The sequence below is a fragment of the Mycobacterium sp. genome (genome assembly GCF_035499775.1).
GTDB lineage: Bacteria > Actinomycetota > Actinomycetes > Mycobacteriales > Mycobacteriaceae > Mycobacterium.
Window position 1 is genome coordinate 17,887 of record NZ_DATJYB010000541.1, and the last position, 10,325, is coordinate 28,211.

The 10,325-nt window shown below is 63.3% G+C and carries 12 protein-coding genes; 7 read left to right on the plus strand and 5 right to left on the minus strand.

Annotation, left to right across the window (positions count from 1 at the left end):
* Window positions 1-13: 13 nt before the first annotated feature.
* Window positions 14-1,738, minus strand: a complete 1,725-nt coding sequence (locus VML93_RS32940; protein ID WP_325617190.1) for an ABC transporter substrate-binding protein/permease — start codon at window positions 1,736-1,738, stop codon at window positions 14-16.
* 443 nt (window positions 1,739-2,181) lie between these two features.
* On the opposite strand from VML93_RS32940, the gene VML93_RS32945 reads away from it, so the two are divergent.
* Entirely contained in the window at window positions 2,182-3,858 is a 1,677-nt protein-coding gene (locus tag VML93_RS32945; RefSeq protein ID WP_325617171.1) for an MFS transporter, read from the plus strand.
* Here the strand turns inward: VML93_RS32945 and VML93_RS32950 are convergent.
* Both VML93_RS32950 and VML93_RS32955 read right to left on the minus strand, forming a co-directional pair.
* Window positions 3,852-4,277, minus strand: a complete 426-nt coding sequence (locus tag VML93_RS32950) for a tautomerase family protein (protein WP_325617173.1) — start codon at window positions 4,275-4,277, stop codon at window positions 3,852-3,854. The two genes, VML93_RS32945 and VML93_RS32950, sit on opposite strands and share 7 nt — an antisense overlap.
* Window positions 4,278-4,316: 39 nt before the next feature.
* Entirely contained in the window at window positions 4,317-5,018 is a 702-nt protein-coding gene (locus tag VML93_RS32955) for an SDR family oxidoreductase (protein ID WP_325617175.1), read from the minus strand.
* A 94-nt stretch (window positions 5,019-5,112) separates the two neighbouring features.
* On the opposite strand from VML93_RS32955, the gene VML93_RS32960 reads away from it, so the two are divergent.
* The 4 genes from VML93_RS32960 to VML93_RS32975 all read left to right on the plus strand — a co-directional run bounded on the left by VML93_RS32960 (window position 5,113) and on the right by VML93_RS32975 (window position 7,396).
* Window positions 5,113-5,604 (plus strand): helix-turn-helix domain-containing protein, encoded by a 492-nt coding sequence (locus tag VML93_RS32960; RefSeq protein WP_325617192.1) that lies wholly within the window; start codon window positions 5,113-5,115, stop codon window positions 5,602-5,604.
* Between the two features lie 91 nt (window positions 5,605-5,695).
* Window positions 5,696-6,187 (plus strand): MarR family transcriptional regulator, encoded by a 492-nt coding sequence (locus tag VML93_RS32965; RefSeq protein ID WP_325617177.1) that lies wholly within the window; start codon window positions 5,696-5,698, stop codon window positions 6,185-6,187.
* A gap of 24 nt (window positions 6,188-6,211) precedes the next feature.
* A complete protein-coding gene (locus tag VML93_RS32970; protein ID WP_325617178.1) occupies window positions 6,212-6,628 on the plus strand; it encodes a DUF5313 domain-containing protein in 417 nt (138 codons plus the stop codon).
* A 72-nt stretch (window positions 6,629-6,700) separates the two neighbouring features.
* Window positions 6,701-7,396 (plus strand): histidine phosphatase family protein, encoded by a 696-nt coding sequence (locus VML93_RS32975; protein WP_325617180.1) that lies wholly within the window; start codon window positions 6,701-6,703, stop codon window positions 7,394-7,396.
* A gap of 59 nt (window positions 7,397-7,455) precedes the next feature.
* Here VML93_RS32975 and VML93_RS32980 read toward each other — a convergent pair whose 3' ends face one another.
* Together VML93_RS32980 and VML93_RS32985 are read right to left on the minus strand one after the other, a co-directional pair.
* Window positions 7,456-8,016, minus strand: coding sequence for a carboxymuconolactone decarboxylase family protein (locus tag VML93_RS32980; RefSeq protein ID WP_325617182.1), 561 nt, complete (start codon window positions 8,014-8,016; stop codon window positions 7,456-7,458).
* A gap of 3 nt (window positions 8,017-8,019) precedes the next feature.
* On the minus strand, window positions 8,020-8,832 hold the full coding sequence (locus tag VML93_RS32985) for an SDR family NAD(P)-dependent oxidoreductase (RefSeq protein WP_325617184.1): 813 nt from the start codon (window positions 8,830-8,832) through the stop codon (window positions 8,020-8,022).
* 82 nt (window positions 8,833-8,914) lie between these two features.
* Here VML93_RS32985 and VML93_RS32990 point away from each other — a divergent pair, with 82 nt between their 5' ends.
* Both VML93_RS32990 and VML93_RS32995 read left to right on the plus strand, forming a co-directional pair.
* Window positions 8,915-9,904 (plus strand): NAD-dependent epimerase/dehydratase family protein, encoded by a 990-nt coding sequence (locus VML93_RS32990; protein ID WP_325617186.1) that lies wholly within the window; start codon window positions 8,915-8,917, stop codon window positions 9,902-9,904.
* Window positions 9,905-9,914: 10 nt separating this feature from the next.
* A partial coding sequence (locus VML93_RS32995) for a helix-turn-helix domain-containing protein (RefSeq protein WP_325617188.1) occupies window positions 9,915-10,325 on the plus strand: 411 nt, incomplete at its 3' end.

Here is a 10,325-nt window from a genome sequence, read left to right on the forward strand (position 1 = left end):
CGCGGCGCATTGCCTAATTGAATGCGTCGGCAGGTGCTATCGGCTTAACGGCAGAACGACCTCGGCGCATTCGGTCGTCGATGTAATTCACCAAATGCGTCAGCGGGACAGTCAATATCAGATAGAAAGCACCGGCCGCCACCAATGGTGACAGGTTGCCGGTCTGTGCGTTGAGGTCGCGACCCACCTGAAACAGCTCTCTCTGTTGAGCGACCAAGCCCAGGAAATACACCAGCGCTGAGGCTTTGAGCAGCGCGATGAACTGATTAACGAGCGCCGGCAGTACCCGGCGGATACCCTGCGGCACGATAACCAACCGCATTGCCGTCCAGTACCCGAATCCGAGTGCGCGGGCGGCTTCCAACTGGCCGGCTTCGACGCTTTGGATTCCCGAGCGCAGAATCTCGCCGATGTAGGCCGCGGCGGTGAGTCCCAACGCGGCAATGCCCAGGGGAAGGGGGTTATCGTTCGTCAGCCCGCTCACCAGCGGCCCGATGCCCATCCCGATCATCAGAATGATCACCACTTCGGGAAGACCGCGGAACACATCGGTGTACAGTCGCGCCGGCCAGCGCAGCCAGCGCGAATGGGAGATTCCTGCGAGTGCCAGCAGCATTCCCACCGCCAACCCGATGACGATGGCACTGTTCGTCAGGATCAGCGTGTTTGGCAAACCCACGGTGAACAGGATGGGGATCGCCTGCCGGTACAGATCCCAGTCGAGGAACGACTCGCGCAGTTGCGCCCCGATGGACTTCGGCGCGGCAGGGCCCGGCTTCTGCTGGTGGCTTGCAGTGAAGTTAGGCAATTTCGGCGCCGGGGCGGCTTTGGACCCGGGTTTCCAGCGCGGCGGCAGGTTGCGCGGAACCCACTGGGTGTAGAGGCGCGCCCAGGTGCCGTCCGCGATGATGGCGTCCAGTCCCGAGTTCAGGGCATCGATCAACGGCTGGTTGTCCATGGCGACCGCATAGGCGATGTAGTTGCTCGGGCTGAAGGCGTTCGCGACAATGACCGCCGGATCGCCCGGCTTGATCAGATTGCTTGCCAGCGTGGACGGCGCGACCCAAGCGTCGATCTGACGCATCTTGAGGCTGGAGTACACGGTCGCGAAGCCGGGATATATCACCGGTTGTAGGTGAAGGGTGTCGACGACGTAGGACTGCTCGACGGTGCCCTGGACCACGCCGATGCGCTGGCCGGCAGTCAGATCGCTGAATTTCTTGATCGGTGAGCCGGGCGGCACCACCAGCGAGTAGTAGCCGAAGTCGTAGCCGTTGGTAAACGCGACGGTGCGTCGGCGGTTGTCGGTGGCATGGATCGAGGCCGAGCCGATGTCGAAGCGGTGGGTCGCCACCTGCGCGAGGAGTCCAGAAAAATCTGTGCTGAAAAAGCGGACCTGTAGGCCCAGCTTGGCGGCGATGGCAAGCAGCAGTTGATTGTCGAAACCGCTGAATTTGCCTGTGGCGTCGATGCATGCGGACGGCGGGGCATCCGACAGCGTGCCGACGGTGAGTTCACCGGGTGTGCGAAGTCCCAAATCGCCGGGTGTCACCGAGCTCAACGGCTCGACGGCAGGCGTCGTGTAATCGTCACCCTGGCCGACCGCATTGGGCTCGGCTAGCTCTGCGGCCACCACGGTCGCGCTGTCAGGCCCGGCCGGTGCGCATTGGTTGGTGTCGGCCGCGGCGGGCGCTGCGGGTGCGATGAACGTTAGGGCGCACACCATCGCGATGGTCATGATCTTTCTGAGTAGCCTGCCGCGGCACATCGTGCGCGGATTGTCGTCGCATACCCTCATCAGTGTCACCGTTTCGGCTGGCCTGTGGTTCGGCTCGTCCAAAGCGCGGTCAGCCCCCGCGGAGGCGAAAGTGTAAGGGGCCCTTCGCCGCGCGGCGTTTGGGAGCGCACTTTAGATCTCTCGTGAGAAGCTGCCCGTGTCTATGGAACCATTAGCGCGCGCTCAGGGCGAGTTGGTTCGGCGACGCGACCAGGTGAGCAGGGGATTGTCGGGGTGAGGATCCATGGGGTGCGTCGGGCGGGTGTCTTAGACTTCCAATCCGTGCACAACGCGAAAAGGCGTTGCCGGTATATCAGCGCTCAATCTCGTTCTGCAGTTGCCGACGCCGCGCGGCTTGGTTGTCGCGAAATGGCTGAACAGGTGAGCTGTCGACAATCGGTCCAATGGTGACTCCGGGTCAGAAGCGTGCTGGCGAGGGGCACCTGTCGGCATTGGCGCCGTTGCGCAATCGCCTGTACCGCGACTTAGCTATCGCGCAGGTCGTGTCCAACCTCGGGACGTGGATGCAAGGTGTGGCGGCCCAATGGTTTTTGGTGGAGCGGCACAGCAGCGACGTAATCGTGGCACTGGTGCAGACGGCGAGTCTCGGGCCGACGCTGCTTTTGGGATTGTTCGCCGGAGCGCTCGCCGACCTGTTCGACCGGCGCCGGTTCCTCCTGTTTATGCAGTCGTACGCGGTGCTGGTGACGCTGGCTCTCGCGGTGCTTACCTACCTCGGTCGCCTCGGCCCGACGTCACTATTGCTGTTCACGGTGGCGATTGGCTGCGCTTCTGCGCTAGCCGGACCGGCCTGGCAGGCGATTCAGCCCGAGGTTGTCCCGCGCGAGCAGATACCGGCCGCAGCGACTCTGGCCAGCGTCTCGGCAAACGCCTCCCGAGCGATCGGACCGGCAATTGGCGGCGTCGCGGTCGCATTGGCCGGTCCTGCAGCAGTCTTCGCGATCAATGCCTTGTCGTTCGTGGGAATAATCGTTGCCTTGTCGACCTGGCACCGGCCCACGCAAATCGCGCCTCTCGAACGAGAGCACGTCGGCCAGGCCATCATCAGCGGACTGCTATATGTTGGCAACGCTCCAATTTTCCGCAGGATCCTTTCCCGCACAGCCCTTTTCCTGTTTCCCGCGTCGGCCCTGTTAGCACTGCTGCCGGTGGCTGCCGCGCGCAGATGGCACCTGGGAGCCGCCGGCTATGGTGTGGCGCTGGGGGCCATCGGTTTCGGCTCTGTTCTCGCCGTCGCGATTGCGGCACGCTTACGCCAGCGAGTGTCGGACAACGTGCTACTGGCGGCCTCCGCCGGCGCGTACGGTGTGGCGACGTTGGCGGTGATTTGGCTGCCGTTCGCCGCGGCGACGCCTTTTTTGGTGTTGTCGGGCATGGCCTGGCTGATGACATTGACGACGTTGAACGCGGCAGCGCAGTTGTCGTTGCCGCGATGGGTTATGGCCCGCGGGTTGTCGATGTATCTGCTGGTCTCCACGGGATCCCAGGCAATCGGCTCCTACCTCTGGGGTGCCGTTGCCACGCGAGCGGGACTTGACACCGCGCTGCTTTGGTCCGCGGTGGTGCTGGGCGCTGCGGCGCTGAGCGTGGTCATACTTCCCTTGCGGCCGTCTACCGGGAAGTTGAGTGTCGAGGTTTCCACTGCCTGGCCGACACCGAGGCTCGTGTTTGACCCATGTCCTCAAGATGGACCCGTGCTGGTAGCCGTCAGCTACCGAGTTCCAGCCGACAACCACGAAAGTTTCATCGAGGCGATGAGCGCCGTCAGGCGATCACGGCTGCGAACCGGTGGCCACAGCTGGCGGCTGTATCACAGTGTCGGACAATCCGACACTTTCCTCGAAAGGTTCACCGTGGCGTCATGGAGCGAATTCGAGCGCCAGCGCACCGAGCGTTGGTTGGATTTGGATACTGACGGCGTCGCGAAGGCGATCAGCTACACCGTCGACCGCACCCGACGGCACGGGTATTACCTTGCTGTGCGTGTGCGCCGATCGCGTCGGCACACTCACCCGCCGCGTACTCTGATCGAGCCCGGTGACGGAGCGGCAGTTCAGTAGTCGGACGTGACGTTGGCTGTCGCCCAGGCTTTTTCAGCCTCCGAGCCGCCCGGGGGAGGCACCAGCCCGTTGATCATCCAGAGGTCCTCGCTGGTCTCGTCGGCGTGGAACTCCCAGTGCAGGCCCGCATGCTTTTCCATGTGGGGATTCACGATGCGTTTGAGCCAGCGGGTGATCTGCTCTCGGCTCTCCTTGTCGGAGCCGCGCCGGGCGATGTGGTCGATGACGATGCGAACCCCGACCGGCGTCCGTTCCCCGCCGACATAGAAATCCTCGGGCCGTGTCTCGTTGAAGATCGTGACCACGTAGAAGCGGGGCAACCCGATCCGCTCGTAGTGATCGGTGATCCGCGCGGCGAACTGGTGTTTTTCCTCGTCGCTGAAGATCCCTGGCGTGTAATGAATCGTCCACAGTGGCATGGCAGTTCAGTGCTCCTCGGTCCCCGTAAATGCTCTAGCTCAGTGGGCCAGCGCGACGGTCAAGCGCTCCACTGGACCGGACAGCGCGGCCTTGACGTTGACGGTGATGTCGTCGGTGAGCACCTCCACGGCGTCCGCTTCCAGCCCGTCGACGATGCGCTTGGCCACGTCGGCCGGTGTCATCTTCGGCATCGGCATGGCTGAGACCATATCGGTGTCGATGAACCCCGCGTGCACACCGACGACCTGGGTGTGCTGCCGCTCCAATTCGGCACGAAGGGAATTCGTTACCGACCAGATCGCCGCCTTGGAGGCGCCGTACGCGCCGGCGCCGCCCAGCCAGGACAGCACCGAATGCACGTTGACGATGGCGCCGCCACCGTTGGCGGCCAGGATCGGCGCGAATGCCCGGCTTACCCGCAGCGGCCCGAACACGTTGACGTCGAACGTTTCGGTGACATGCTCGAAGCTCCCGGTCAATAGCGACTCCGGCAACAGTACGCCCGCATTGTTGAACACGATTTCGGCGTCGGTGGCGATCTCTGCCAGTGCGGCAACCGAATCCGTGGAGCGAACCTCTAGCTGATGGGTGACCACTTCCTTGCGGTCATCGCTGTAGGCCGTCCGTGCGGTGGAGTACACCTTACGTGCCCCTCGCGCGAGCACCTCGTCGACCAGGGCCGCGCCCAATCCGCGCCGGCCGCCGGTCACCACGACCACCTTGCCCGCAACTGCAACCATCTACGCTTCCTTCCAAGCTGGATATCGATTCCGTTAGTAAGATAACCACGCCTAGCTGAGTAATGCAAGCGTTAGCTATGATGTGGAGGTGGCGATGGAGTTTGAGAAGCGGCTGCGCGACCGGCACAAGTGGTCGATTGGCGATGCTTGCTCGGTGGCGAGGGTGCTCGATCTGCTCAGCACCAAGACCGTATTCCTAGTTGTTCGTGAATGCTTCTACGGCACAACAAGGTTCGATGATTTCGTGGAGCGGATCGGCACCTCGGCGCCGGCGATATCGCGTGCGCTCAAACAGTTGGAGTCGGCGCAGGTCGTGACACGGGTGCCGTATCAGGAGCCGGGCAAGAGGGTCCATGATGAGTACCGGCTGACCGAGGCGGGTGAGGATCTGCTGCCGGTGTTCCTGTCGCTGATGCAGTGGGGCGACAAATATCTGCAAAACGGCCAGGGTCCGCTGTCGTTCGTCGATGTCGACACCGGACGCCCGCTGGGTGTCCGGGTCACCGCCGACGTCGACGAACCGGCACCGCGGTCAGACGATATCGAGATTCGGTTTAACCGGTCGTCGCGTCGTCATCATCAATGACCCGACTGCCGTGCCGACGATTGCCTGCCGACTGGGAAGTGTGTCGGAACCAACATTGCTAGTGCCCAAACTATTAGGGCACAATCTAAATATGACCGTATTGACTGCGCGTGAGGCCGATCCGCTTGCCCTCGAACAACAGGTGTGCTTCGCACTGGCGATCACCAATCGGGCGGTGTTGGCGGTATACCGACCCCTGCTGGAGCCACTAGGCCTGACGCATCCGCAGTACCTAGTGATGCTGGCGCTCTGGGATCACCAAAAGACATGCGTCACCAACAATATGGCGTTGTCGGTCAAGCAGATTGCCGCGGCATTGCAGTTGGATTCGGCCACGCTGTCGCCGATGCTGAAACGTCTGGAGGGACTGGGTCTGATAACCCGTACCCGAAACGCCGCTGATGAGCGCGCCACGGATGTGAAGCTCACCGAAAACGGAACCGCATTGCGTGAGCGAGCACTCGAGATCCCGCCCGCCGTGGTAGCACGCCTGGGCGTCGACATGGCTGAACTCGAGAACCTGCATCAGGTGCTCACCCGTATCAACTCGGCCGCCGTGGCGGCCGGCGCATTGCAATCCTGACCCGTTCAACCCCGAGGAGCCATCATGGCCACAACCAAACCCAACCTTTGGCAGTACATCACCTACTCATACGGCCGAAACCTGCCCGACTCGATGCGCAGCTGGGTCGCCCGCGACCTCGCCGGCGGTGGAGCCGTGCGACGGCACATGATCCGGTGCGCAATCCCGCCTCTGCTGGTGCTCGCCCCGCTTTGGCTGCTACCCGCCTCGCCTTATGTGCACCTCGAGATGACGGTACCTATTTACATCTGGGCCTTGTTGATATCGCTGGCTTTGAACAAGGTTTGGCGTCGACACCGACTCGCAGCGCATGGACTTGACCCGAACTTGGTGGACGCGATTCAACGCAGGAAACAGGCAAGGATGCACGAGGACTACATCCGCCATTACGGACCACGGCCTGAATTGGCCGAATGGGAGAACAACAGCAGCCCCTTCTAAGGGCCTTCGCAGTGCGGGCTGTGGGAGAGCGCCTTAGACTGCTCGCGTGAAACTGCCACCGGTGAAATCGCCATGACGGTACGACGTTTCGCTGCGGTGATGGTGCTGGCGCTGTTGGTCGCGGGCTGCGGCTCGGCACGCGCGGCCGGCCCGCACTCCATCACGCTGACCCTGGTGCGACACGGCCAGTCGGCGGGTAATGCGTCCGGCTTGATCGACACCTCGACCCCCGGTCCAGAACTCACCGCCAAGGGCTGGTGTCAGGCGACGCTCGCGGCACCTCAACTGGCCCCCAACCATTACGACGGCATCTACGCCTCCACCATGATCCGTACCCAGCAGACCGCGACACCCACGTCGCAGTTGCTGGGTGAACCCATCAACGTGCTGCCCGGGCTGCGAGAAATCGAGGCCGGTCAATATGAGGGAATCCCCGAGGCCGACGCACCCAACACTTACTGGGCCGCCCCCCGGCGGTGGATTCAGGGTGATCGCAGCGCGCGGATCCCCGGCTCGGTGGACGGCAACGAATTCGAGGCGCGGTTCAATGAGGCGGTGCAACGCATCTACGACAGCGGCGAACAGAATCCGGTCGCATTCTCACACAGCGTGGCGATCATGGTCTGGGTGCTCATGAACGTGAGGAATGCGGATCCGTCGCTGCTGACCGGAAAGCCGTTGCCGAACGTCGGCCGCGTGGTGATCACTGGAAATCCTTCGAACGGTTGGAAGTTGACCGAATGGGAGGCCGATCCGCCGCCCTGCTGACCGGCGTTTCGATCGAATTTCATCCATGTCACCCACGCTCGGCGAGGTGAGGTGACGAATCACATCGCGGAGTCGACCTGATCGGGGGAGTACTCGATGATCGGAGTCGACTCGCCGTAGACGTCGAGGGTGTGGATGAAGCGATGCAGTCCCACGGCTGAGGCGCAAGTGAATCCGAGTTCGATGATTTGTGCCGCGGTGAAGTGCTCGCCCAGTCGCTGGTAGAACTCGTCGTCGATCGCGTGGTGGTCGCTGGACAGTAGGTCGATGAATTCAACAGCCAGTCGTTCCTGCGCGGTCAACGCATCGTGCGCCGGCGCGAGTAGACACGCGACGTCCTCGTCGGTGATCGAATCGTGCTTGCGTGATTGGCTGCAGGGTTGGCATTCGCCAAGCTGCGCGCTGCGTATGCGCAGCAGCTCCAATATCCGGCCGCCCAGCAGCGTGTCAGCGCCGAGGTGGGTTCTGGCCATATCGACCTGTGCGAGTTGTGCACTGCGATAAGCGAAGATCTGCAACGGCACGGGCGTGGCATACAGGCCGCCGGCAAGTCCGGCCTCCACGATTCGTCTTGACTGCGGGCTCAGCTGATCCATCGGGATCGGTGCAATGCGCGCCATCAGTCAGATGTTAGTCGGTCCGAGTGCGTACGCACCGGTCTCCGGATGGTGATACCAGCCGCTGGCGGCGTGGGTGCCTCCGTCGACGTGGATGGTCTGGCCGGTGATGTAGCTGGACATGTCGGACGCGAGAAATACTGCTGCGCCTGCCATCTCGTCGACGTGGCCGGCGCGTCCCATCGGAACGGTGAGGCCGAACCGCTCCTCGGATCCCGGCGGCGCGATTTGCCTGATCCCTTCGGTCAGGGTGATGTCGGGAGCCAGGGCGTTGACCCGAATGCCGTGCGGGGCGAGTTCGAGGGCAGCGGTTTTGGTGTAGTTGATGACCCCGGCCTTGGCCGCCGCGTACGTCGCGTAACCAGGCGCGGCACGCACACCTTCGATCGACGTGACGCTGATGATGCTGCCCGGCAGTTGCTGCTCGACGAGGCCGCGGGCCACTCGCTGGGTGCACAGGTAGACGTGGCGCAAGTTGGACTTGTAGAGCGCGTCCCAGCCGTTTTCGCTCGTGTCGAGGATCCCTGACCAGAAGACGCCTCCGGCGTTGTTGACCAGAATCGTGACTGGCCCCAGTTCGGCTACCGTCTGCGCCAGCGCGGCGTCGACCGCGGCGCTGTCCCGGACGTCGGTGGGAATGCCCAGCGCGCCGATCTCCTCGGCGGCGGCTGCGCAGGACTCAGGGGTGCGTTCCCAGATCGCCACCTTCGCGCCGAAGGCCTTCAGTCCCGCTGCAATGCCCCGCCCAATGCCGGCGCCTCCGCCGGTGACAACTGCAGTGCGGTCCGTCAGAAGAATCATCGAGGGATCGAGAGCCATAAATGGATCATAGAGTATTGCCAGTTCAAAGTTTACAATATTTACGTATTATGTTGCTTACGTAAAGGAAGGGGCTTCCGGCATGGCCAACACGATCTTCGTCACCGGCGCCACCGGGCAGACCGGCGGCAACGTTTGCGAGCAGTTGATCGCACGGGGTGACCAAGTCCGGGCGCTGGTCCGCAACCCCGACGAGGCTGCCGCACTGGCCGAGATCGGTGTCGAGCTGGTCAAGGGCGACATCAGCGACGCCGACGATGTGCTGCGCTCGGCCAAGGGCGCCGACGCGGCGATCCACTGTGCCGCGTTGCTGGGCGGGGCCAGTCAGGACCTCGAAGACTTCAAGGCCGTCAACACAATCGGTACTACCAACGTGCTGGATGCGGCGAACGCGCACGGAATGCGTCGGGTGGTCGCACTCAGCACCGCCACCTTCCTCGATCTGAACGGAGGCGTCGACTTCGAAGAGGCGCCGGTCCTCGAGAACCCGCCGGGTGATCCGTATACCGTCACGAAGCTGGCCGCATTTCTGGAAGCTCACAAGCGCGCGGCCGCGGGCCAGGACGTGCTCACGTGTCACCCCGGGGCCATCTTCGGCCCCGGCTTGGTCGTGGAGAGGGCGCTGCACCGCACCAGCTTCAACCGGGTATTGCTGGCCGGCTTGCGCGGAAAGATCAAGCGGTACCTTGCTTTTCCGGTGACGTGGGTAGCGGGGGCGGACGTCGCGAAGGGTTCCATTGCGGCTCTGGACCGCGGGGTTGCCGGAGAGCGCTACCTCATGATCGGGCAGTCGGCGGACACCATGAGCACCGCCGCGGGGATCAACCGCGCCTGCCAGATTGCCGGCCTCGACCATCGTGTCGAAGATCTCGACTACCGCTCCAACCCCGAGGCGTTAACGGCGGAGTTCGGGCCGACCCTGATGACTATCGCGGCCGCCGCTGCCAAGGCCGTGCGCAAGCCCAGAACACCGGACAACCTCACCACGCGGCGCCTCGGCTACGACCCGATGTCTTTCGACGACGGCCTACGCTTGTTGATTCCGTGGCTCCGAAAAGTTGGTCGGCTGTAGGGCTGCCATCGTGTCGATCGCCGAATCACGCCAATCCGGTTCAGACCAAAGGGATCTGGCCGATCGAATACTCGATGCGGCTCAGCGGCTGGTGTTCCGGACGGGCGCGCGGAAATTGTCGGTATGCGACGTGGCGACCCTGGCGAGGGTGTCACGGCCCACCGTCTACCGCTACTTCGCGTCCAAAGAAGACCTCATCGACGCGCTGGGGCAGCGCGAGCGCCGCCGTTTCAAGACGGCAATGGACCAGGCCATGTCCGGAGTCGTCGGCGTCGCACGCCTGGAAGCCGCGGTCGACGTCGTTGCGACTTTCGTCGAGGAGCAGCCGCCCGGGCGACTGCTCGACCTGGAGCCGAGTTTTGCCTACCAGCAAATGGCGCAAGCGCTGCCCATGATCACCGAAGGGCTGGTGGTGGTGCTG

Coding starts and splice junctions, on each gene's coding strand:
- VML93_RS32985 (WP_325617184.1), bottom strand. CDS start 8,832: ATGGCTCTCGATCCCTCGATGATTCTTCTGACGGACCGCACTGCAGTT.
- VML93_RS32960 (WP_325617192.1), top strand. CDS start 5,113: ATGGAGTTTGAGAAGCGGCTGCGCGACCGGCACAAGTGGTCGATTGGC.
- VML93_RS32970 (WP_325617178.1), top strand. CDS start 6,212: ATGGCCACAACCAAACCCAACCTTTGGCAGTACATCACCTACTCATAC.
- VML93_RS32950 (WP_325617173.1), bottom strand. CDS start 4,277: ATGCCACTGTGGACGATTCATTACACGCCAGGGATCTTCAGCGACGAG.
- VML93_RS32955 (WP_325617175.1), bottom strand. CDS start 5,018: ATGGTTGCAGTTGCGGGCAAGGTGGTCGTGGTGACCGGCGGCCGGCGC.
- VML93_RS32990 (WP_325617186.1), top strand. CDS start 8,915: ATGGCCAACACGATCTTCGTCACCGGCGCCACCGGGCAGACCGGCGGC.
- VML93_RS32945 (WP_325617171.1), top strand. CDS start 2,182: ATGGTGACTCCGGGTCAGAAGCGTGCTGGCGAGGGGCACCTGTCGGCA.
- VML93_RS32940 (WP_325617190.1), bottom strand. CDS start 1,738: ATGACCATCGCGATGGTGTGCGCCCTAACGTTCATCGCACCCGCAGCG.
- VML93_RS32975 (WP_325617180.1), top strand. CDS start 6,701: ATGACGGTACGACGTTTCGCTGCGGTGATGGTGCTGGCGCTGTTGGTC.
- VML93_RS32965 (WP_325617177.1), top strand. CDS start 5,696: ATGACCGTATTGACTGCGCGTGAGGCCGATCCGCTTGCCCTCGAACAA.
- VML93_RS32980 (WP_325617182.1), bottom strand. CDS start 8,016: ATGGCGCGCATTGCACCGATCCCGATGGATCAGCTGAGCCCGCAGTCA.